Genomic DNA, 23048 nt, shown 5'->3' on the forward strand with positions numbered 1-23048 from the left:
TCCCTCAGTCCCAGAGTCCCTGGATCCGCATGACACCTGCGGCCAGGCTCATCACGGATGCGATCCCGAGCAGCACGATGACGCCCTTGGGCATCTTCTGCTTCGAGAAGGAGTAGACGCCACCGGCCAGGAAGAGGCCGAGGACGATCAGAATGGTGTTGAGGCCGGTCACAGCGCACCCTTCGTGGAGGGAAGAATTCCGGCGGCACGCGGGTCGTGCTCGCAGGCGTACCGCAGGGCGCGGGCGAGCGCCTTGAACTGGCACTCCACGATGTGATGGGCGTTGCGGCCGTACGGGACGTGGACGTGCAGGGCGATCTGCGCCTGGGCGACGAACGACTCCAGGATGTGCCGGGTCATCGTGGTGTCGTACGAGCCGATCATCGGCGCGATGTTCTCCGGCTCGGTGTGCACCAGGTAGGGGCGGCCGGAGAGGTCGACGGTGACCTGGGCGAGCGACTCGTCCAGCGGGACGGTGCAGTTGCCGAAGCGGTAGATGCCGACCTTGTCGCCGAGCGCCTGCTTGAAGGCGGCACCGAGGGCGAGGGCGGTGTCCTCGATCGTGTGGTGCGTGTCGATGTGCAGGTCGCCGTCGGTCTTGACCGTGAGGTCGAAGAGGCCGTGGCGGCCGAGCTGGTCGAGCATGTGGTCGTAGAAGCCGACCCCGGTCGACACGTCGACCTTTCCGGTGCCGTCGAGGTTGACCTCGACGAGCACGGACGTTTCCTTGGTGGTGCGTTCCACGCGGCCTACGCGGGGGCTCATCCGTCGTGCTCCTTCTTGAGTTCGCGCACCGCATCGAGGAACGCGTCGTTCTCTGCCGGGGTTCCTGCGGAGACCCGCAGCCATCCCGGTACGCCGTTGTCCCGGACCAGGACGCCCCGGTCGAGGATCTGCTGCCAGGCGGTGTGGCTGTCGGCGAAGCGGCCGAACTGGACGAAGTTGGCGTCCGAGTCCGTCACGTCGAAGCCGAGGGCGCGCAGTTCGGTGACGATCCGGTCGCGCTCGCCCTTGAGCTGCGCGACGTATCCGAGGAGCGTGTCGGTGTGCTCCAGGGCGGCGAGCGCCGTGGCCTGGGTGACGGAGGACAGGTGGTACGGCAGCCGCACCAGCTGGACGGCGTCCACGACTGCCGGGTCGGCGGCGAGGTAGCCGAGCCGCAGACCGGCGGCGCCGAACGCCTTCGACATGGTGCGCGAGAGCACCAGGTTGGGCCGGCCCTCGATCAGCGGGAGCAGCGAGGGGTGGTGGCTGAATTCGCCGTACGCCTCGTCGACGACGACCATCGAGGGCCTGGCGGCCTGGGCGGCGTCATACAGCGCGAGGACGGTGCCGGCGTCGACGGCGGTGCCCGTGGGGTTGTTGGGCGAGGTGATGAAGACGACGTCCGGCCGCTGCTCGGCGATGGCCTCGCAGGCCGCGTCGACATCGATCGTGAAGTCGTCCTTGCGCGGCCCGGAGATCCAGCCGGTGCCGGTGCCGCGCGCGATGAGGGCGTGCATCGAGTACGAGGGCTCGAAGCCGATCGCGGTGCGTCCGGGTCCGCCGAAGGTCTGCAGCAGCTGCTGCAGCACCTCGTTGGAGCCGTTGGCCGCCCAGACATTGGCGAGACCGACCTCGTGCCCGGCGGTGCGGGTGAGGTAGCGGGCCAGTTCGGTACGGAGTTCGACGGCGTCCCGGTCGGGGTAGCGGTTGAGGTCTCGGGCGGCCTCGCGGACGCGCTCGGCGATGCGGTCGACGAGCGCATCGGGGAGCGGGTACGGGTTCTCGTTGGTGTTCAGCCGTACGGCGACGTCGAGCTGGGGCGCACCGTACGGGGACTGACCACGGAGCTCGTCCCGGATCGGCAGGTCGTCGATACGGGTGGTGTTGCTGTTCGTCACTGCTGCGGAACCTTCCAGCCACTGTGCTCGTCCAGTTCGCCTCCGGCACTGTGCTCGTCCAGTTCGCCTCCGGCAAAACGGGCCTTGACCGCTGCGCCGTGGGCAGGGAGGTCCTCCGCCTCGGCGAGGGTCACCACGTGGTGTGCGACCTCGGCGAGCGCGTCGCGCGTGTAGTCGACGATGTGGATACCGCGCAGGAAGGACTGCACGGACAGGCCCGAGGAGTGGCAGGCGCAGCCGCCGGTGGGCAGGACGTGGTTGGAGCCGGCGCAGTAGTCGCCGAGCGAGACCGGGGCCCACGGGCCGACGAAGATCGCTCCGGCGTTGCGGACCCGGTCGGCGACGGCGGCGGCGTCGGCGGTCTGGATCTCCAGGTGCTCGGCGGCGTACGCGTCGACGACCCTGAGGCCGTCCTCCAGATCGTCGACCAGGACGATTGCGGACTGACGGCCGGCCAGTGCGGGCTCGATCCGGTCGGTGATGTGCTTGGTCGCGGCGATCTGCGGCTTCAGCTCGGCCTCGGTGGCGGCGGCCAGCTCCTCGGAGTCGGTGACGAGGACGGCGGCGGCCATCGGGTCGTGCTCGGCCTGGCTGATCAGGTCGGCGGCGACGTGCACCGGGTCGGCGGTGGAGTCGGCGAGGATCGCGATCTCGGTCGGTCCGGCCTCGGAGTCGATGCCGATGCGGCCCTTGAGGAGGCGCTTGGCGGCGGCGACATAGATGTTGCCGGGACCGGTGACGAGGTTCGCCGGGAGACATTCGGCCGTTCCGTACGCAAACATCGCGACGGCCTGGGCGCCACCGGCGGCGTACACCTCGTCGACGCCGAGCAGGGCACAGGCGGCGAGGATGGTGGGGTGCGGCAGGCCGCCGAACCCCTTCTGCGGCGGGGAGGCGACGGCGATGCCCTCAACACCCGCCTCCTGCGCCGGTACGACGTTCATGACCACGGAGGACGGGTAGACGGAGCGCCCGCCCGGCACATACAGCCCGACGCGCTCGACGGGCACCCACTTCTCGGTGACGGTGCCGCCGGGGACGACCTGCGTGGTGTGCGTGGTGCGGCGCTGCTCGTGGTGAACGAGACGGGCGCGGCGGACCGACTCCTCCAGGGCGGCCCGTACGGCGGGGTCGAGCCGGTCCAGCGCCTCGGAGAGGGCCGCGGCCGGGACCCGGATCGAGTCGACCCGTACGCCGTCGAATTTCTCCCCCCACTCGATCACTGCCGCTGAGCCACGATGGCGTACGTCCTCGCAGATGGGGCGCACCGTCTCCAGTGCGGCTTCCACGTCGAACTCGGCTCGGGGCAGCAGGTCGCGCAGGTCGCCGCCCTCGGGGAGGGCATTGCCGCGCAGATCGATTCGAGAGATCACACCCCAATTCTCTCAGACCGCCTCCGGCGGCAGTTCGCCCGTATCACTGGCTGATACCTGACCCGGCCGTCACGGCCGACTACTCCCGGCCACTACTGACCGCGGGCGTTCACGCCGTCACCCAGAGGGAACACAGAGGGAATAACAGCTGCAAGCGGAAGGGGCCCCGGTGACCGAACCGCAGGACAGCGAGATCCCGGACAGCCTCGGCGCGGCGGAACTGGGCATGTGGCGGGCGTTCCGGAACGGCAGCACCTACGATCTGCGCGCCCGCGCCCCGATGCGGGACGACCCGTTCGCGCCGACGGTCTGGGGCGCCGAGCGCAGTGTGGACGCCCGTGTCGTCGCCCGGCTCCTGCTGAGCGGGCCGCCCGCCCGGCCGGGACGGGTCGCCGCACTGAAGCTCCGGGGCGTACGGATCACCGGGACACTCGATCTCGCGGGCGGACGTGTCGCTCCGTACGTGGAGCTGACGGGCTGCCGCTTCGAGGAGGAGGTGGTTCTGCCGGAGTGTCACTTCACGACGTTGCGGATGGTCGGCTGCGCGGTGCCGCGGCTGGAGGCGGCACGGCTGCGCACCGAGGGCGATCTGCATCTGCCGCGCTGCCGGATCGAGCGCGGGATCCGGCTCACCGACGCCCACATCGGCACCGACCTGCTGCTCAACCAGATCGAGCTCGGGGCCGACCGGCAGGGCCGGGCGCTCGCCGGGGACGGTCTGACGGTCGCGCAGGACCTGCAGGCGGAGATGGTCGAGACACGTGGCGAGCTGAGTCTGCGCGGTGCGAAGGTCGGCGGTTCGCTGAGTCTTCGCGGCAGCCGGCTGCGGGCGGGGCGTGGCCGGCGCGCACTGAACGCCCCGCAGCTGACGGTGGAGCGGACGTTGTACATGACCGAGGCGTGGGTCAGCGTCGACACGGGAAACCTGGGCGCCACTCCCCCGTACGGCATCGTCATGACCCAGGCCCCGGCGCACGGCACCCGGGCGCAGGTCTTCGAATGCCGCGGCGGGGTGCGGCTGGACGACGGGCGGTTCGGTGACGCGGTCGACCTGCACAAGGCCAGGTTCGTGCTGGCGCCCGGCGAGGAACTGTCGCTGCGCCGGATCGTCGCCCCGGAGCTGCGGTTCAACGCGGAGCGCCCGGAGGAGGGCCGGGTCGTACTCAACGGCGCGAAGGTCGTCACGCTGATCGACGTGTCGACCAGTTGGCCGGGGCCGGGCGGGCTCGCGATGGGCGGTTTCGTCTACGAGAACCTCGTCCCGTACGGGCACTTCCCGCTCTCCCGCCGCCTGGAGTGGCTGGCGGCGTCGACCCCCGAGTACGTACCGGAGCCGTACGAACGGCTGGCGACGGTGCTGCGCAACTGCGGGGAGGACGCGGACGCCCGCGAGGTGCTGCTCGCCAAGCAGCGGCGCCGGCGCGAGACGCTGCCGCCCGCCGCGAAGCTGTGGGGGATCCTGCAGGACTGGACGGTGGCGTACGGCTACCGGCCCGGGCGGGCGGCGGTGTGGATGGCGGTGCTGTGGGCGGCCGGGACAGTGGCCTTCTCGCAGTACGAGCCGACGGCGATCAAGCGGGACGAGCACCCGGAGTGGAACGCGGCGCTGTACGCGCTGGATCTGCTGGTGCCCGTGATCAACCTCGGGCAGGACGGGTACTGGCGGATGGAGGGCGGCTGGCAGTGGGCGGCGGCCGCGCTGGTGCTGCTGGGGTGGATATTGGCCACGACGGTGGCGGCGGGCGCGTCCCGGCTGCTGCGCCGCGGCTGACCGGGCACGGCCGGGACGGGCCGCCCTCGGTCCGCGGACAAGGGCCCGGCGGACACTCCGACGACCGGTCTCCCCCGGCCGACCGGCACGGACACCAACCACCGGAGCAAAATAATCAAACCGGATTCAACCCCATCCTTTACTCTTCATTGACCCTGCCCAGGGCAACCCATGCACTCGGCACCAAAGCTTCACAGTGCCCCACTGGCGCCGCCTCGACCAGCGCTTTTCAATGATCTGCACCATGTCATTCCTTCGCGCCCTGCTCCGTACCGCGCGCATGATCCGGCACGCGCCACAGCTGTCCGCCGGACTGCCTGCGGACGATGCGGTGCTGCTCGACGCCCCCGACGAACGGCTCTCCCCCGCGCTCGTCGCCGCCGCCCTCGGGGAGTACGAGCCGGCCGCCAAGCTCCTCGCCACCACCCGGGACGCCGCCGAATGGGAGAACCGCGACCGTTACCTCGGCCGGCTCGCCACCTTCGCCCGCCACCGCGACGGCTGGCTGACCGACTGGTTCGACGCCGCCCCGCACGACCCGGACGCACTGCTCGTCAAGGCCGAACTGGCGGTCCGGCGGGCCTGGGAGTCGCCGACCCGCGCCGAGCAGCTGCGCGACGTGGCACCACTGATCACCGCGGCGGCCGAGAGCGATCCGCGCGACCCGGTGCCCTGGCGGCTCGCGCTCGACCACGCCCGCGGCACGCATGCCCCGCACACCGTCTTCGAGGCGCTGTGGGAACAGGCCGTCCGGCGCTCCTCGCACCACTACGGCTGCCATGTCGCGGCGCTGCAGTACCTCTCCGCCGCCTGGTACGGCTCACACCGCGAGTGCTTCGACTTCGCCGAACAGGCCGCCGAGGACTCGCTGCCCAACTCGCTGGTGCAGGCGCTGCCGGTGCGGGCCGCGTTCGCGCTGCTGAGCGCCGGCCCCGGGGCACGGACCACATCGGTGCTGGAGGAGCGGATCGACGCGGCCGCGGATCTGGCGATCGCGCTGTCCGCCACGTACGAGCCGGGTGATCCGTGGCCGGCCGAGGTCCGCAATCTGCTGGCGTACGTACTGATCGTCCGGGGTCGCTGGGACGAGGCGCTGGAACAGTTCCGGCTGATCGGACCCCATGCGACGTCGTTCCCGTGGTCGCCGGTCTCCGACGATCCGCTCGGCCGGTTCCTGGACGCGCGGGACGGGGTACGCCTCCGGGTGGCATCCGGGATGCCTTTGCGGTACCGGGCCGACCACGGCGGGTCGCGCGGCCATTACGCTTGACCGTTGTGACCACCGCTCGTCTGCCCCTCTTCCCGCTGAACGCGGTGCTGTTCCCCGGCCTCGTGCTGCCGCTCAACGTCTTCGAGGAGCGGTATCGCGCCATGATGCGCGAGTTGCTGAAGACCGATGAGGACGAACCGCGCCGCTTCGTCGTCGTGGCGATCCGCGACGGCCGCGAGATCGCTCCCACCGGCGCCGGAATGCCGGACGCCACCACGGTGCCCTCCACCGCCGAGCGCGGTCCCGCGGACGGCTTCGGCCCCGACCCGATCCAGACGTTCCACCGGGTCGGCTGTGTCGCGGACGCGGCAAAGATCCGGGAACGCGCGGACGGCAGCTTCGAGGCCCTGGTGACCGGCACCACCCGGGTCAAGCTGCTCTCGGTCGACGCGAGCGGCCCGTACCTGACAGCCGAGGTCGAAGAGCTCGACGAGGACGCCGGCGACGAGGCGGGCGCGCTCGCCGAGGGCGTGCTGCGGGCGTTCCGCAGCTACCAGAAGCGACTGGCCGGAGCGAGCGAGCGTTCCCTGACGACGGGCGCGGAACTGCCGGACGACCCGTCGGTCGTCTCGTACCTGGTGGCCGCCGCCGCGGTCCTCGACATCCCGTCGAAGCAGCGACTGCTGCAGGCCCCGGACACGGCGACCCGCCTGCGCGAGGAACTGATGCTCCTGCGCTCCGAGACGGCCGTCCTCCGGCACCTGCCGTCCCTGCCCGCAGTCGACCTGACCAGGGCGCCGACCCACCCCAACTGATGCGAGGACCCTGCCCCGTGGCAAAGAAGCCGAAGAAGCACCAGCAGTCCGGCTCCGGCGGCACTCCGGCGACAGTCGCCCTGACTGCGGCGGGCACCCCCTTCACGACCCACGCCTACGAGCACGACCCGGCCTCCCCCTCGTACGGTGAGGAGGCGGCGGAAGCGCTGGGCGTCTCCCCCGACCGGGTCTTCAAAACTCTGGTGGCCGACGTGGACGGCACCCTGACCGTGGCGGTCGTCCCGGTGGCCGGCTCCCTGGACCTGAAGGCCCTGGCAGCGGCGGTCGGCGGCAAGCGGGCCGCGATGGCGGACCCGGCGGCGGCGGAACGCACGACGGGCTATGTACGGGGCGGCATCTCCCCCCTGGGCCAGCGGAAGCGGCTGCCGACGGTGCTGGACGAGTCGGCACAGTCCCACGAGACGATCTGCGTATCGGCGGGCCGCCGCGGCCTGGAGGTGGAACTGGCCCCGACGGATCTGGCTTCGCTGACGGGGGCGGTGTTCGCGGCCATCGGCCGGGCGTAACGCACGCGGCCCCGGGGCACTCTCAGCCCAGGGGCGGCTCAGTCGGAGGCGAGGACGAAGGCGAGGACGGAGGCGGAGACGACGGCCCCGCCGAGCCCGCACCCCCCGGCCCAGCCCCCGGCACCCCCCAGACTCCCCACTCCGGCTCCGGATCCCGCGGCCCGAACGCCGCGGTCAGCGCCAGATGAACGACCATCGCCGCCACCGACCAGGCCAGCAACGCACCCTTCGCATGCAGGTCGAGCGGCGCATCGAACACCACACCCTTGCCGACCTCCCGCGCATGGGCGACCACATCACGCTCCGGTCCGAGCCAGACGCCCACCCCCCAGGCCACCAGCGACCCGAGCAGCCCACCCAGGGCGAGCCCCACCACCAGCGCGATCCCGCCACGTCGGTGGAACCAGAAGGTCAGCGCCGCGGACACCGCCCCGAACGCGAGCGCGAGCAGCACGAACGTCCCGTCGCTCCCGATCGCCTCCTCGCCCTCGCTGTCCTTGAGGAAGACCGCATGGCTGTCGGAGATCAGCGGGACCCGCGGCGACAGCCACAGCCACAGCAGTCCGAGTCCGAGGCCGGCCACCGTCAGCAGGACGGCGACCACGGCCGCCCGCCGCAGATCCGCCCGCGGATCGCGCTCCTCCTGAGACCCCAGGAGGGTCCCGGGACCGGAGCCACCGTCCTTCGGCGGCGTCTGCCAGTGGTCATTGGGCGAGGGCTGCTCGGGCGGTGTCAGAGGTGCGGTCACCGTGCCATCGTGCCAGGCGCCCCTGTGCCGCGCCTCACCGGACCGCTGCCCTGCGGTACGCCCAGGTCGCCACGGCCAGTGAAAGGACACCGACGACGGCGCAGACGGCGAGATCGAGGACGACGGCCGCCCAGTCGGGATGGGCGTCGAACGACCGCGACAGGGCCTCGACGCCGTACGTCGAGGGCAGCAGATCGCGCGCCCAGCCGATCGGCGCGGGCATCCGGCCGGCCGGCAGCACCCCCAGCAGCAGCGCCGCCGACATGCCGAGCTGTCCGAGCAGTGTGGCGAGCTCCTGCCGGGGCGCGAGCAGTCCGAGCGCGGCGCCCAGCCCGGACAGCGCTGCCCCGGCGAGCGGAATGACGGCGACGAGCACCCACAGATGGGCCATCGGCAGCTGGAAGAGCACGCTCCCGGTGACCGCGGTGACGATCGTGCCGGGCACCGTGAAGGAGGCGTACGCCCCCGCCGCACCGAGCACCACCGCGGCGGGCGGCACCGGCAGGGTGGCGTAGTGGTCGAGCCCGCCGCCGGCCCGTAGCTGCCCGAAGTACTGGGCGAGCAGATTGAGCGCGACGAAGGCGACGACGAGAACGCTGGATCCGGCGACGACAGCCCGTGCCTCGGAGCCGCCGTCGACGACCCCGCGCATCAGGATCATGATCCCGACGGACTGGAAGGTCGCCACGAAGAGCAGCGGGATCCGGGCGACTCTGGCCCGGGACAGCTGGGCGCGGTAGACGGCCGCGAGCGAGGGAAACAGCCGCGCCCGCGGCGCGAGCGGCGCGACAACGCCACCGAGGCGGTCCTCGGTCCCGGCCTCGGCGGGAGAACCGCTTCCCGCCGTCGTTCGAGCACCGGCCGCGTCCGCAGGAACAATGCTCGTCACCTGGTGCTGCTCCCGTTCGGTCCCTGCCCGGCCGTACATCCGTACCCGATCGCCGCGGTCATGCTTTCACCAGCCCCTGCGTAGCGTCCCCGCCGAGCGCCAGGTAGACGTCCTCCAGACTCGGCGTCGCCAGAGTGAAGTCGTCCAGTGCGGCGAACGCGGCCCCGCCGGTCACCGCGGCGACCGCCGCCCGCGCCTCGTCCGGCCCGAGCCGCAGCACCCAGCGGCGCCCCGACTTCTGCGCGGACTCCCGCAGCGCGGCCACCTCGGGAACGTCCAGCGGCGCGCGGTCGCGCCACACCAGCTCGACCCGGACCTCGCCCGCCACCCGCTCCTTGAGGCCGGTGGGCGTGTCGCAGGCGATGACCTTGCCGCGTTCGAGGACGGCGACCCGGTCGAGGACGGTCTCGGCCTCGATGACGTTGTGGGTGACCAGCAGCACCGTCGTACCGTGCTCGGCGCGGCGCCGGTCGACGGCGGCCCAGACGGCGCGCCGGGCGACGGGGTCCATCCCGGTCGTCGGCTCGTCCAGGATGAGGACCGGCCGCTCCCCGACCAGGGTGGCGGCAAAGCAGGCGAGCCGCCGCTGCCCGCCGGAGAGCTTCTTCAGGGGGCGCGCCGCGATGTCGGTGAGGCCGAGTTCTTCGAGTACGGCGTCGCGCCCGGCGCGGGCCTCCCGTACCGCGAGTCCGCGCAGACGCCCGGTGGTCTCGGCGGCGAGCGAAACGGTCAGCTCGTCGAGGGCCGTGGACTCCTGCCCGAGGTAGCCGATCAGCCGGGAGGCCCGCTCGGGGTGGCGCACGAGGTCGTGTCCGAGCATCTCGACGCTGCCGGAGTCAGGCCGCATCAACCCGGTGAGCTGGCGCACGAGGGTGGACTTGCCCGCACCGTTGGGCCCGAGAAGTCCGAAGATCTCACCGCGTCGGACGTCGAGGCTGATCCCGTCGGTCGCGCGCACCTCGGGGGTGGCGGGTGTGCCGCGGCGGCCGCGGGCGGCGGGATAGGTCTTGACCAGATCACGCACCGCGCACACGGTCCCGGTCGCCGTCTGCGCCTGTGCTGTGCCCGTACTCACGAGGTAAGAGGGTACGGGGTCGACATCTCTTATTGCGCCCGGGCTGCCGGACTACTCCACGGCGGGAGCGTGTTCGGCCGCCGCGCGTACGTCGATCTCGCGCCAGAAACCCGCCCGGATCGCGTATCGGTCGTGTTCGTCGATCTGGTCGTCCTTGTGGGCGAGCAGACCGAACCGCGCCGCGTACCGCAGCAGCTCGCCGTCGATGCGGTGTGGGATCCGCGGGTACATGGTGGACAGCTTCTGCAGATGGACGGTCTCCGGCAGCCGTTCCATCCAGCGCCGGGCGAAGACCTGACCCACCTCGAACGGGTCACCGCCGACCGTGGTGATGTCCTCCTCACGGTCCGCCCAGCGCTGCTCGGCTGAGGTGAGCTGGGCGAGAGTGGGCAGCGAGGCGGTCTCGGCGGGTTCGCCGAGCGGTCCGCCGCGCTCCATCCAGCCCTTGTCGGAGGACCAGCGCAGGGTCGCGGTCGCCGGGGGCTGCGCCGCGGGCTGCGCGGCGGCGATCGGGGTGCCGGGGCCGCGCAGAGTGCCCGCCAGATCCTTGGGGGTGGGGACGCCCTTGCCGCCGTGCGCGGCCGGGGCCTGCGCGGCGTCCTCGCCGGTGGGCGCCGCCGCGCCGCTGCGGGCGGCGGCCGCCTGGGCCTCCGAGGCGCGTTCGGCGGAGGCGGCGAGCGCCGCCTCGGGCAGCGGCGCGGAGAGGATCGCGGCGATCTCGGGGCGGGGTGCGGGGGGCGGGGCGCAGCTGCCGCCGTTGTCCTTGGCCCGCACGGCCTGGGTGATCCAGGCCCGGTCGAGCACCCGGCGTTCGTCGGCCTCGGCGACCAGGTCCTCGGACTGGTTGTAGTCGCCGTCGGCGGCCTGCACGGCCCAGAGATGGACAGCCACGCCGTGTTCCTTCGCGGACATCAGTCCCGGCAGCAGATCGCCGTCGCCGGTCACCAGGACGACATCGGAGCAGGCGCGGTTCCGGGCCAGTTCGGTGAGTTCGGCGTGCATGGCGGCGTCGACGCCCTTCTGCGCCCAACGCCCGTCACTGCGTGTGAGCGCACCGAGCCTCACGGTCACCCTGGGCATGACGCGCAGTCTGCGGTGTTCGGGCTGCGGTACGCGGTCGGGGGCGCCGTCGAACCAGTAGATCCGCAGCAGCGGCTGATCCGTATCGGCTTCGGCTCGCTCGCGCAGGCCCTGAATCAGCGCCGCATGGTCGACGGTGATGCGGGAACGGGCGGGCTCTCCCGCCAGCAGACTCGCGGCTGCGCCCAGCAAGTAGCCGGCGTCCACCAGGACGACGCAACGGTCCACGCGTTCCACCCTCTTCCAGAATTCGGGAATGGGTTCTGCTCAGGGTTTCCTCGAAGTCTGCCCGACGGCGCGAGGGTTGACGGCCGGAACTCGATCATCGGCGTGGCGGAAGCGGAAAACGGCGCATGATACCCCCTCGCTACGCACGGTAATGATCCAACATGCGCTGTATATGCCGGTATGTGAATCTGACAGCGGTCCTGGCCCCGAGATTCCGCACAGGAGGAACACCATGGCCAAGAACAAGAACCGCAAGCAGGGCAGCCAGCAGAACCGCGCGTCCATACCGGAGCGTGGCGCGGAGGAGACGAAGTCGACGGCTTACGAGTCGCAGACCCAGTCCCAGTCGCAAGCCCAGGGCAGCCCTGCTGATGTTGCCCGAAAACATCAGCGGCGCTTCGGCCACAACTGACCGGTCAACTCCGGTCCGGCCACAGGCCGGTAGCCGAGAGAGGCGCTCCCGCATCGCGGGGCGCCTCTCTCGTGTGTTGCGGCGGCCGCTCAGCCGGCCAGGCAGGACGGGCCGAGCAGCACCTTCAGGTCACCGAAGAGCGCCGGGTCGGGCTGGACCCGGTGCCGGTCGAGCCGGAGGACGGTGGTCTTGTGGGGGCTCTGGAGCTTGATCCGTACCTCGGTGTTGCCACGGTGGTTGCTGAGCACCTCGCCGAGGCGGGCGACCATCGGCGGGGTGACCCTGACCGTCGGGATGGTGAGCACCACCGGTGCGTTGGTCCCGGCCGACGAGAGGTCGGGGACCTGCATCTCCATGGCGACCAGCCGCGGAATGTCCTCGCGCTTGTCGAGCCGTCCCTTGACGAAGACGACGGTGTCCTCGACGAGCTGGGTGGAGACCAGCTGGTACGTGGCCGGGAAGAACATGCACTCGATGGAACCGGCCAGGTCCTCGACGGTGGCGATGGCCCAGGCGTTGCCCTGCTTGGTCATCTTCCGCTGGAGTCCGGAGATGATGCCGCCGATGGTGACGATCGCCCCGTCGGCGTGTTCGCCGCCGGTGAGCTGGGAGATCGCCGCGTCGGACTTGTCGGTCAGCACGTGCTCGATACCGAAGAGCGGGTGGTCGGAGACGTACAGCCCGAGCATTTCGCGCTCCTGGGCCAGCAGGTACGACTTCTCCCACTCGATGTCGGAGAACTCGACGTCGAGCCCGAAGCCCGGCTCGTCGCTGTCCTCCTCGCCGCCGCCGAAGAGGTCGAACTGCCCCTCGGCCTCCTTGCGCTTGACCTGCACCACGTTGTCGATCATCGGCTCGTGGTGGGCGACGAGGCCCTTGCGGGTGTGACCCATCTCGTCGAAGGCGCCGGCCTTGATCAGTGATTCGACGGTCCGCTTGTTGCAGACCACCGCCTCGACCTTGTCGAGGAAGTCGGGGAAGCTGCTGTACTTCCCCTTCGCCTTGCGGCACCGGATGATCGAGTCGACGACGTTCTGTCCGACGTTACGGATGGCCGTCAGCCCGAAGAGGATGACGTCGTCGCCCTGGGCGGCGAAGTTCGACTCGGACTCGTTGACGTTCGGCGGGAGCACCTTGATGCCCATGCGGCGGCACTCGTTGAGGTAGACCGCGGACTTGTCCTTGTCGTCCTTGACCGAGGTCAGCAGCGCCGCCATGTACTCGGCGGGGTAGTTCGCCTTGAGGTACGCGGTCCAGTACGTGACCAGTCCGTACGCGGAGGAGTGCGCCTTGTTGAACGCGTACCCGGCGAACGGGACCAGTACGTCCCACAGCGCCTGGATCGCCGCGTCGGAGAAGCCGTTCTTCTTGGCGCCCGCCTGGAAGAGCACGAAGTTCTTCGCCAGCTCGTCGGGCTTCTTCTTGCCCATCACGCGGCGCAGGATGTCGGCCTCGCCGAGCGAGTACCCGGCGATGATCTGGGCGGCCTTCTGCACCTGCTCCTGGTAGACGATCAGGCCGTAGGTCAGGCCGAGGGTCTCCTTGAGCGGCTCCTCCAGCTCCGGGTGGATCGGGGTGATCTCCTGGCGGCCGTTCTTGCGCTCGGCGTAGTTCGTGTGCGAGTTCATGCCCATCGGGCCCGGCCGGTACAGGGCCGAGACGGCGGAAATGTCCTCGAAGTTGTCGGGCTGCATCTGGCGCAACAGCGAACGCATCGGACCGCCGTCGAACTGGAAGACGCCGAGGGTGTCACCGCGGCAGAGCAGCTCGTACGTCTTGGGGTCGTCCAGCGGAAGGGCGAGCATCTCCAGGTCGATGCCCTTGTTGGCCTTCACCATCTTGATGGCGTCGTCCATGATCGTGAGGTTGCGCAGGCCGAGGAAGTCCATCTTCAGCAGGCCGAGCGACTCGCACTGCGGGTAGTCCCACTGCGTGATGGTGACGCCGTCGGTGTGCCGCACCCAGACCGGGGCGTGGTCGACGATGGGCTCACTGGACATGATCACGCCGGCGGCGTGCACACCCATCTGCCGGACCAGCCCCTCGACACCCTTGGCGGTGTCGATGACCTTCTTGACGTCCGGCTCGTTCTCGTACATCCCCCGGATCTCGCCCGCCTCGCTGTACCGCGGGTGCTTGGGGTCGGTGATTCCGGAGAGGTCGATGCCCTTGCCGAGGACGTCGGCGGGCATGGCCTTGGTGAGCCGGTCGCCCATCGCGTACGGATAGCCGAGGACGCGGGCGGAGTCCTTGATCGCGTTCTTGGCCTTGATCTTGCCGTACGTACCGATCATGGCGACCTTGTCGGCGCCGTACTTCTCCGTCACGTACCTGATCACTTCGACGCGCCGACGCTCGTCGAAGTCGATGTCGACATCGGGCATGGAGACACGCTCGGGGTTGAGGAACCGCTCGAAGATCAGTCCGTGCTCGATCGGGTCGAGGTCGGTGATGCCCATCGCGTACGCGACGATCGAACCGGCCGCGGAGCCACGCCCGGGGCCCACCGCGATGCCGTTGTTCTTGGCCCACATGATGAAGTCGGCGACAACGAGGAAGTATCCCGGGAACCCCATCTGGATGATGACGTCCATCTCGTACTCGGCCTGCTTCTGCCGGTCCTCGGGGACGCCGCCGGGGAAGCGCCGGTTCATGCCGACCCGGACCTCCTCCTGGAACCAGGTGACCTCGGTGAAGCCGTCCGGGATGTCGAACTTCGGCATCAGGTCGCGCTTCTCGAACATCCCGCTGGTGTCGATCTGCTCGGCGACCAGCAGGGTGTTGGCGCACCCCTGCTGCCAGGCGTCGGAGGAGTCGACGGCGTACATCTCGTCCGTCGTCTTGAGGTAGTAGCCCGTGCCGTCGAACCGGAAACGGTCGGGGTCGGAGAGGTTCTTGCCGGTCTGGATGCAGAGCAGCGCGTCGTGCGCGGTGGCCTCGCTGGCGTACGTGTAGTGCGAGTCGTTCGTCACGAGCGGCGGGATGTCGAGCTTCCTGCCGATTTCGAGGAGTCCGTCACGGACCCGGCGCTCGATCTCGATGCCGTGGTCCATCAACTCCAGGAAGTACTTGCCCTCGCCGAAGATGTCCTTGTAGTCGGAGGCCGCCTGGACCGCCTCGTCGAACTGGCCGAGCCGCAGCCGCGTCTGCACCTCGCCGGACGGACAGCCGGTGGACGCGATCAGCCCCTCGGACCACTGGGCGATGGTCTCCTTGTCCATGCGCGGCCACTTCTGCAGCCAGCCCTCGGCGTACGCGTCCGAGGAGAGCCGGAAGAGGTTGTGCAGACCGGTATTGTTCGCCGCCCAGATCGTCTTGTGGGTGTAGCCACCCGAACCCGAGACGTCGTCGCGCTTCTGGTGGGGCTGGCCCCACTGGATCTTCCGCTTGTGCTTGCGCGACTCCGGGGCGACGTAGGCCTCGATGCCGATGATCGGCGTCACCTCGGCCTTCTTCGCCTGGTGGAAGAAGTCGTACGCCCCGTGCAGGTTGCCGTGGTCCGTCATCGCGATGTGCGACATGCCCATTTCATTGCAGGCAGCGAACATGTCCTTGAGCCGCGCGGCACCGTCCAGCAGCGAGTACTGGGTGTGGACGTGAAGGTGCGTAAAAGGCGGCTTGGTCACGGCGCCGGGCCTCCGGGGAAACAGGCAATGACGGACTGGGGGGACAGCGTGGAAGTCTACGTCTCCGGTCTGACAACCGAGGGGCACTCCCGGGTAGCGTCGCGCGTTGAGGGGACGGAGACGCCCGTCCCATTTGTCCATGCACGCCAGGTACCAGGAGGCACCCAGACATGTCGGAAGCGCAGACCGGCGCAGCGCAGCGCGGGGAGCAGATTCTCGAGGTTTTCGACACCGCCTTCGGCCAGCTCCTGACCGCCGATCCGGCCGCCTTCCGGGTCAAGTTCCGCAGGATGGCAGGCTCGGCGTTCGCCTTCTACCGGGGCACGGCGTGCCTGTTCTACAACGACCTGGGGCGGGAGCGGCACGGCGGGCCGTACCTGGACGACCAGACCGGCCGGGTATGGATCCACGGCGATCTGCACGCGGAGAACTTCGGCACGTACATGGATGCGAACGGCCGGCTGATCTTCAATGTGAACGACTTCGATGAGGCGTACATCGGCCCGTTCACCTGGGACCTCAAGCGGTTCGCCGCCTCCGTCGCCCTGATCGGCTACGCGAAGGCGCTGGGCGACGACCAGATCAGTGAGCTCGTCCGGGTCTACGCGGCGGCCTACCGCGAGCGGATCCACGCGCTCGCAACAGGCGCGAAGAACGACGAGGTGCCCCCGTTCACGCTGGACACCGCCGAGGGGCCGCTGCTGGCCGCGCTGCGCGACGCCCGGTCGCTGACCCGGTTCTCGCTGCTCGACTCGATGACGGAGATCCGGGACTTCGAGCGCCGGTTCGCGGACGGCGGCGGCGCGATCGATCTGGACGCGGCGACGCGCTACAAGGTGCTGGCGGCGTTCGACGGCTATCTGGAGACGCTGCCCGAGTCGAGCCTGACCCGCCCCGACTCGTACCGGGTGAAGGACGTCGTCGGCCGTCGCGGCATCGGTATCGGCTCGGCCGGGCTGCCCTCGTACAACATCCTTCTGGAGGGCAACAGCGACGCCCTGGAGAACGATGTGGTGATCTATCTCAAGCAGGCGCAGACCCCGGCGGTCTCCCGGCACATCACCGACGCGGCCGTGCGCGACTACTTCCAGCACGAGGGGCACCGCACGGTCATCTCCCAGCGCGCCCTGCAGGCGCACGCCGACCCGTGGCTCGGCTGGACCGAGCTGGACGGGGCCGGACAGCTGGTCGCCGAGGTGTCTCCGTACGCGGTCGATCTGGACTGGTCCGACATCGACGAGCCCGACGAGATCGCGGCGGTCGTCGCCGACCTCGGCCGGGCGACGGCGACGATGCACTCCGCCGCGGACGACGAGAGCGGCCACTCGCTGGTGCCGTTCTCCACGGAGCGGGCGATCGACGCGGCGATCGCGGCGGACGAGGAGGGCTTCGCCGACCTGCTGGTGGACTTCGCCCACAGCTACGGCGCCCGGGCCCGCGTCGACCACCAGATCTTTGTGGATCTTTTCCGCAACGGCCGCATCCCGGGGCTGTAGGTCCCCTCGCGGTGCCACACCCCCTTTAGGCGGCGCTGACAGGTTCACATGGCACACTCTCGGGCGATGGACATATCCGGGACGCAGCTCAGAGTCGTGCGCGCGGCGCTCTTCACAGCGCTTGTCGTGACGCTCTCCGCTGCGTCCCATGTGGTGCTCTCCCAGGTTCCACTGCCGCTGACCGTGGTCGGCGGGCTGGCCGGTCTGGTCTTCGCCGCGGCGTACGCGCTGGCCGGCCGGGAGCGCGGTTTCGGCGCGATCGCCGGGCTGCTGGTGCCGCTGGAGCTGGCCGCGGACACGGTCTTCACCACCGGCCAGCACCTCTGTTACGGAGCGGCGGGCGGCCCGATCGCGGGTCCGCTGCGTTCGGTCGGCGTCGATGTCCTGTGCGGCGGCGGCGAGGTCGGTACCGGTGGGGCGCAGCTCGGCGGGGTCGGCGCGGCCGGCACCCCGCTCGCCTCCGTGACCGGTGCCGGACATGGTGTCGCCGCCCTGCTGGCCTCTCCCGGTCCCGCTGTGCCGTGGCTGCTGCTGGCCGCCCATGTGTCGGTCGGTCTGCTGGCCGCGGCGTGGCTGCGGCGCGGCGAGTCCGCGCTCGCCGGTCTGCTGCGGGCGGTCGCCGCCACGGCGTTCCGGCCGCTGCTGATCGCGGTTGCCGTTGCGGGTACGGTCCGCCGCTCCGTACGGCGTGCCGCCCGGCCCGCCCCGTACCGCTCGCACCTGCTCGCGCACGCCCGACTCCTCGTGCACTCCGTGGGACGGAGGGGACCGCCTCGCTCGGCCTGCGCCACCGCCTGAGCCCGGACAGTTCCTGACAACCCACACACCACGGAGAAACAGCCATGAGCAAGCGCAACAGCCAGGCCAACAAGGCAGCCGCCCGTGAGCGGCTGCGCGCGGAGCGCGAGCGCCAGGCCAAGAAGGACAAGATCCGCAAGCAGGTGATCGTCGGCGTCTCGGTGGTCGCCGTGCTGGCGATCGTCGGCGGCGTCAGCTACGCCGTGATGCAGCTGAACAAGCCCGGTCACTGGGAGGCGGCGGCGGACGCGAAGAACGTCACCGCGCCGAAGAACACGTCGGGCACCGACGGCACGACCGTCGTCATAGGCAAGCCGACCGCCAAGAAGACCCTCGAACTGTACGAGGACTCGCGCTGCCCGATCTGCGGCCAGTTCGAGCAGACCGTCGGCGAGACGATCCACAAGGACGTCGACGCCGGCAAGTACAAGGTCAAGTACATCGGCGCCACGTTCATCGACGGCGACAACTCCATGAACGGCGTGGGTTCCAAGAACGCGCTGAGCGCACTCGGCGCCGCACTCAATGTCAGCCCGCAGGCATTCCTCGACTACAAGTTCGCGCTCTACTCCGCGAAGTACCACCCGGAGGAGACCGACGACAAGTTCGCCAAGGACTCGTACCTGATCAAGGTCGCGAACACGGTGAACGAGCTGAAGGACAACAAGGCGTTCCAGAAGGACGTCAACGACGGCACGTACGACAACTGGGCGATGAAGATGTCCGCGGCGTTCGAAAAGAGCGGCGTGAAGGGCACCCCGACGCTGAAGATGGACGGCAAGACGCTCACCAGCGAGGGCAGCGACAACGCCCCGATGACGGTGGCCGACTTCAACACCGCGATCGACAAGGCACTGAAGGGCTGACAACCGGCAGCGGTTTCCTTACGGGCGGGCGAACTTCCGTGGTTCGCCCGCCCGTTCGCCATACCGGTCGGCAGGGTTTCCCTCCGTGACCAGTCGGCACCATTCTCCGCCCCCTCTCGCCCCGACGTGGTCTCCGACAAGGCGAAGCGGGACGCGAGTTCCGCCTGGACGCGCTCGTACCGGACGTTCAGCGGCACCCAGAAGGTCGAGCGGGTGGACCGCCCGGTGCGCTGAAACGTCTGGTTTCGGCCACGGCGGACCATGTTGACGGTGCATGACGTCGCTACGGCGGGTGGCGTGTTCCCTGGATCCAATGGGGACACACCACCCGTCGGGGTAACGCGCGACGTTACGTCCGTGTCTCAAACCCTGGAACGGACAGAATTATTTCTTCCCATTTCCCCGGTTTGCCCCACGATTGATTGGGCCTGATCAGTGCTCCTCAAGGTGTGACATGCGCACGTAATCTCCCGGCGGCGGGTGAGGAAATCCCTCCCCCACGCTTCAGCGAGGAGTACTCGTGCGCACTCTTGCCCGTATATCGCCGCGTATACGTCACCGTGCGATCGGCATCGCCGTCCTGGCCGGAACCCTGGCCCTGGCACCGCTCTCCGCTCCCTCCGGCGCAGCCGCCGCCAAGGTGTCCACCGCCTCCGCCTCGGCGGAGAAGTGCGCGAGCACCGACGCCACCGCGCGCCAGGCCCGCCCTTCGGGCACCAAGCACGCCTCCGACCCCAACGAACTCACCGCGGCCCAGGCCAAGGCCATGGACACCCAGCTCAAGGCGAGACTCGCGGACCGCCGGGCCAGCGGCGCCACGCTCGCCGCCGGAGCGACCATCCCGGTCTACTTCCACGTCATCCACTCCGGCACCACCGGCAAGCTCACCTCCGGCGACATCAGCAGCCAGATGAACGTGCTGAACGCGGCATACGGCGGCCAGGGCACCGGCAACACCAACTCCGGCTTCCAGTTCTCGCTGGCCGGCACCGACTACACGGACAACGCCACCTGGTACAACCTCTCCTCGGGCTCCTCCGCCGAGAAGGCCATGAAGACGGCGCTGCGCAAGGGCGGCCAGAACGCGCTCAACGTCTACACCGCCAACCTCGGCGGCGGGCTGCTCGGCTGGGCGACCTTCCCCAGTTCGTACAAGTCCAGCCCGAGCATGGACGGCGTGGTCATCCTCGACACCTCGCTGCCGGGCGGCTCGGCCACCAACTACAACGAGGGCGACACCGCCACCCACGAGGTCGGCCACTGGATGGGGCTCTACCACACGTTCCAGGGCGGCTGTAACGGCAACGGCGACTACGTCTCCGACACGCCGGCCGAGCAGAGCCCCGCGTACGCGTGCCCGACCGGACGCGACACCTGCACCAACAAGACCGGGGTCGACCCGATCCACAACTTCATGGACTACACCTACGACTCGTGCATGTACCAGTTCACCGCGGGCCAGGTGCAGCGGATGAGCGACAGCTGGACCGCGTACCGCGCCTGATCCTGGCGCACGGACGAGGGGCCCCGCACACCGTCATGGTGTGCGGGGCCCCGGCCGTCTACAGAGTGGCGAGGAAGCCGAGGGCGACCTTCCACGTCAGATCGGCCGACGTCGCGTCGTAGTCCGGCAGGTCCGGGTCCGTGAAGAGGTGGCCCGCACCGGGGTACCGGTAGATCTCCACATCGGCGCCGGTCCGCTGCATCTGCAGATACCAGGAGTTCAGCCAGTCGTGCGTCTCGAAGGGGTCGGGGTCGGCGACATGCAGCTGCACGGGCAGCTCGTCGACCTCCGCGTTCTCCGCGATGTCCGACGTGCCGTGGAGGAGCAGCAGCCCGCGCGCCTTCTCGTCACCGAGCGCCAGGGTCTGAGCGGTGGCTGCGCCGAAGGAGAAGCCGGCGTAGACGAGACCGCGCTCGGAATAGGGGGCTGCGGCCAGCACGGCGCGCCTGAGCAACTCGTCCTTGCCCAACTCGTCCTTGAAGGCCATGCCTTCCTCGGCGGTCTCGAACGTGTGCCCGTCGAAGAGATCGGGCACGTGCACCTCGTGCCCTGCGCCGCGCAGCCGGGCGGCGGCCGCGTGCACCGCGGGGCGCAGACCGTACGTCGAGTGGAAAAGCATGATGTTCATGGGAGCAATGGTGCCAGCTGCGGTCGACGGCATGGAGAACGACGGGATGGAGAACGTACTGCGTCCGCTGGTCACGGTCGGTGGCTCGGTGGCTCGGTGGTGCTCACGCCGCTGGTGGGCTGGGGGGCGACGTGCTGCTCCGGCGCGCCGACGCCCGGCAGTGTTACGCACGAGGTGTCGCCCCGGACCGGACGCTGCTGAGGGACGCGGGCGCGGAGCGCCGGCCGGAAACACAGGCCGCGGGGGCGTCCGGGTCAGCGCAGGCTGCGTACGTCCAGCTGCCGCAGCACCCGGTCGACCACCTCCGGGTCCGTCCCCGACTCGCTGCGCGCGGACAGCACGGCGTGCCGGGCGGCGGACATCATCTCGCGCTGCACCCGGTTGACCGCCCGGAACCGCTCGGCGCGCTTCGCGTACGCCTCCCGCCGGTCCTCGTCGACCATGTCGGGGCTGATCCGCGCCCCCACGTCGTACGCCAGCCGATGCAGCCGCTCCACAACCTCCTCCGTGAACTCCTCGACCTCCTGGATCTCCTTGAGCCGGTGCCTCGCAGCCTTCGCGGCGCGGAACGCGAGGTCCCGTTCCAGCGCGGCCTCCGCGTCCGTGTCGGCGCGGACGCCGAGCTTCCGTACCAGCCACGGCAGGGTGAGTCCCTGGACGACCAGGGTCGCCATGATCACGACGAAGGCGATGAAAACGATCTCGTCGCGGCCCGGGAACGGTTTCCCGTCGTCCGTCTCCAGCGGGATCGCGAGGGCCAGGGCGACGGAGGCCACCCCGCGCATCCCGGCCCACCACATCACGACGGTCTCACGCCAACTGGTGGGGATCTCCTCGCTGTAGTCGCGGCGGGTGTGCAGCCGCTTGGCCAGCCAGGTGGCGGGCAGCAGCCACAGCAGCCGTACGCCGACGACGACCACGACCACCACCAGGCCCCAGCCGGCCATCTGCCAGGCTCGCCCGTGCGACGTGCCGAAGACGTTGTGCAGTTCGAGACCGATCAGGCCGAAGGCGACGCCGGTGACGAGGGTGTCGACGATCTCCCAGAAGCTGCGGCCGGCGAGCCGGCCCAGCACGTCGTCCGCGTCGGCGGTGTGCTCGGCGAGGAACAGGGCGGTGGTGAGCACGGCGAGCACGCCCGACCCCATGAGCTCCTCCGCGAGCACATAGCTCACGAACGGCACCAGCAGCGTCAGCCCGACCTGGAGCGTCGCATCGCCGAGCAGGCTCATGAGTTTGATGGTCAGCCAGCCCACCGCGAGACCGACCGCCACGGCGACCACGGCGGAGAGGATCAGCAGCCCGAAGGCCTCCGGCAGCGAGAAGGTGCCACTCACCGCGGCGGCGATCGCCACGTGGTAGAGCACGATCGCGGTCACGTCGTTGAACAGTCCCTCGCCCTCCAGGATGGAGACGAGCCTGCGCGGCAGCCCGAGCGATCCCGCGACGGCGGTCGCGGCGACCGGGTCGGGCGGGGCGACGAGCGCGCCGAGGGCCACGGCGGCGGCGAGGGGCAGGCCGGGGACGATCGCGTTGGCGACGGCGGCGACGGCTGCCGTCGTCACGAAGACCAGTGCCACGGCCAGCAGAAAGATCGGTCGTTTATTGGCGGCGAACTGCCGCCAGGAGGTGCGCTGCACGGAGGCGTAGAGCAGCGGCGGCAGCAGCGCGGGGAGAATGATCTCCGGCGGGATGTCCACATTCGGTACGAAGCTGAGGAACGCCATGCCGACTCCGGCGAGCGTCATCAGCACCGGCGCGGGCAACCCGAGACGTTCCCCCAGTGGCACCGTGACCACGGCTCCGAGCAACAGCAGGAGGAGCAGTGCCAGTTGGTCCACGATGTGCCTTCCGGAGCGTGCCGAGCGGAGCCCGATGGTCGGTCGATCAGTGGTTCCAGCGTGCCACGCAATGCCCGCAAAGCGGACAACGCCCCCTTCCGCTCGCCTTCTTGACCATCCATGGATCCGATGTTTCTTCGATCAACCCGCTTCCGCCACCTCCACCGGGCGGGAATCTTCACCCGGCCCACCCCCGGCGAGGCATCCGCGGCCCGGTCCTTCCAGTGGCTGCGCGCCGCGACCACCCGCAGCAGCGGCAGACCGGCGGACTGCACGCC

20 protein-coding genes are annotated in these 23048 nt (G+C 70.0%); 9 read left to right on the forward strand and 11 right to left on the reverse strand.

The features are described from left to right. Window positions 1-4: 4 nt before the first annotated feature. From ACGFSA_RS17955 to hisD, 4 genes are read right to left on the reverse strand one after another with little or no spacing between them, the layout of a single operon-like run. Window positions 5-172, reverse strand: a complete 168-nt coding sequence (locus ACGFSA_RS17955) for a hypothetical protein (RefSeq protein ID WP_358857998.1) — start codon at window positions 170-172, stop codon at window positions 5-7. Continuing rightward, window positions 169-765: an imidazoleglycerol-phosphate dehydratase HisB gene (gene hisB / locus ACGFSA_RS17960; protein WP_277325685.1), complete on the reverse strand. Its 597-nt coding sequence runs from the start codon at window positions 763-765 to the stop codon at window positions 169-171. The genes ACGFSA_RS17955 and hisB overlap by 4 nt, the downstream gene beginning before the upstream one ends. Continuing rightward, a complete protein-coding gene (locus ACGFSA_RS17965; protein ID WP_393305226.1) occupies window positions 762-1883 on the reverse strand; it encodes a histidinol-phosphate transaminase in 1122 nt (373 codons plus the stop codon). Before ACGFSA_RS17965 ends, hisB begins: the two co-directional genes overlap by 4 nt. Continuing rightward, entirely contained in the window at window positions 1880-3256 is a 1377-nt protein-coding gene (gene hisD, locus ACGFSA_RS17970) for a histidinol dehydrogenase (RefSeq protein ID WP_393305228.1), read from the reverse strand. Before hisD ends, ACGFSA_RS17965 begins: the two co-directional genes overlap by 4 nt. Window positions 3257-3425: 169 nt before the next feature. On the opposite strand from hisD, the gene ACGFSA_RS17975 reads away from it, so the two are divergent. The 4 genes from ACGFSA_RS17975 (at window position 3426) to ybaK (ending at window position 7579) form a co-directional block, all read left to right on the forward strand. Next, window positions 3426-5027 (forward strand): oxidoreductase, encoded by a 1602-nt coding sequence (locus tag ACGFSA_RS17975; protein WP_393305229.1) that lies wholly within the window; start codon window positions 3426-3428, stop codon window positions 5025-5027. Between the two features lie 232 nt (window positions 5028-5259). Continuing rightward, entirely contained in the window at window positions 5260-6297 is a 1038-nt protein-coding gene (locus tag ACGFSA_RS17980; RefSeq protein ID WP_393305231.1) for a hypothetical protein, read from the forward strand. Window positions 6298-6302: 5 nt separating this feature from the next. Further along, a complete protein-coding gene (locus tag ACGFSA_RS17985) occupies window positions 6303-7052 on the forward strand; it encodes an LON peptidase substrate-binding domain-containing protein (RefSeq protein WP_393305233.1) in 750 nt (249 codons plus the stop codon). Window positions 7053-7069: 17 nt separating this feature from the next. Next, a complete protein-coding gene (gene ybaK, locus ACGFSA_RS17990; protein WP_393305235.1) occupies window positions 7070-7579 on the forward strand; it encodes a Cys-tRNA(Pro) deacylase in 510 nt (169 codons plus the stop codon). A gap of 22 nt (window positions 7580-7601) precedes the next feature. Here the strand turns inward: ybaK and ACGFSA_RS17995 are convergent, their stop codons facing one another. The 4 genes from ACGFSA_RS17995 to ACGFSA_RS18010 form a co-directional block, all read right to left on the reverse strand. Beyond that, on the reverse strand, window positions 7602-8327 hold the full coding sequence (locus ACGFSA_RS17995; protein WP_393305237.1) for an ABC transporter permease: 726 nt from the start codon (window positions 8325-8327) through the stop codon (window positions 7602-7604). A 34-nt stretch (window positions 8328-8361) separates the two neighbouring features. Further along, entirely contained in the window at window positions 8362-9090 is a 729-nt protein-coding gene (locus tag ACGFSA_RS18000; RefSeq protein WP_393305320.1) for an ABC transporter permease, read from the reverse strand. Window positions 9091-9274: 184 nt separating this feature from the next. Continuing rightward, complete coding sequence (locus ACGFSA_RS18005) at window positions 9275-10249, reverse strand: ABC transporter ATP-binding protein (RefSeq protein WP_393305322.1); 975 nt, start codon at window positions 10247-10249, stop codon at window positions 9275-9277. A 93-nt stretch (window positions 10250-10342) separates the two neighbouring features. After that, entirely contained in the window at window positions 10343-11608 is a 1266-nt protein-coding gene (locus ACGFSA_RS18010) for an NYN domain-containing protein (protein WP_393305239.1), read from the reverse strand. A 223-nt stretch (window positions 11609-11831) separates the two neighbouring features. Between ACGFSA_RS18010 and ACGFSA_RS18015 the strand changes: the two genes are divergently transcribed. Beyond that, window positions 11832-12011, forward strand: a complete 180-nt coding sequence (locus ACGFSA_RS18015) for a hypothetical protein (RefSeq protein WP_393305241.1) — start codon at window positions 11832-11834, stop codon at window positions 12009-12011. Between the two features lie 89 nt (window positions 12012-12100). Here ACGFSA_RS18015 and dnaE read toward each other — a convergent pair whose 3' ends face one another. Continuing rightward, window positions 12101-15637 (reverse strand): DNA polymerase III subunit alpha, encoded by a 3537-nt coding sequence (dnaE, locus tag ACGFSA_RS18020; protein ID WP_393305243.1) that lies wholly within the window; start codon window positions 15635-15637, stop codon window positions 12101-12103. A gap of 170 nt (window positions 15638-15807) precedes the next feature. Here dnaE and ACGFSA_RS18025 point away from each other — a divergent pair, with 170 nt between their 5' ends. The 4 genes from ACGFSA_RS18025 (at window position 15808) to ACGFSA_RS18040 (ending at window position 20301) form a co-directional block, all read left to right on the forward strand. Next, a complete protein-coding gene (locus tag ACGFSA_RS18025; protein ID WP_393305245.1) occupies window positions 15808-17133 on the forward strand; it encodes a DUF2252 domain-containing protein in 1326 nt (441 codons plus the stop codon). A 66-nt stretch (window positions 17134-17199) separates the two neighbouring features. Next, a complete protein-coding gene (locus ACGFSA_RS18030) occupies window positions 17200-17931 on the forward strand; it encodes a hypothetical protein (protein ID WP_393305247.1) in 732 nt (243 codons plus the stop codon). Between the two features lie 44 nt (window positions 17932-17975). After that, window positions 17976-18797 (forward strand): DsbA family protein, encoded by an 822-nt coding sequence (locus ACGFSA_RS18035; RefSeq protein ID WP_393305249.1) that lies wholly within the window; start codon window positions 17976-17978, stop codon window positions 18795-18797. Between the two features lie 520 nt (window positions 18798-19317). Then, a complete protein-coding gene (locus ACGFSA_RS18040) occupies window positions 19318-20301 on the forward strand; it encodes a zinc metalloprotease (RefSeq protein WP_393305251.1) in 984 nt (327 codons plus the stop codon). A 58-nt stretch (window positions 20302-20359) separates the two neighbouring features. Here the strand turns inward: ACGFSA_RS18040 and ACGFSA_RS18045 are convergent, their stop codons facing one another. Then, on the reverse strand, window positions 20360-20938 hold the full coding sequence (locus ACGFSA_RS18045) for a dienelactone hydrolase family protein (RefSeq protein WP_393305324.1): 579 nt from the start codon (window positions 20936-20938) through the stop codon (window positions 20360-20362). Between the two features lie 245 nt (window positions 20939-21183). Beyond that, a complete protein-coding gene (locus tag ACGFSA_RS18050; RefSeq protein WP_393305253.1) occupies window positions 21184-22770 on the reverse strand; it encodes a Na+/H+ antiporter in 1587 nt (528 codons plus the stop codon). Between the last annotated feature and the right edge of the window lie 278 nt (window positions 22771-23048).

Origin of the sequence: Streptomyces sp. NPDC048496 (assembly GCF_043200055.1) — a bacterium.
Lineage (GTDB): Bacteria > Actinomycetota > Actinomycetes > Streptomycetales > Streptomycetaceae > Streptomyces.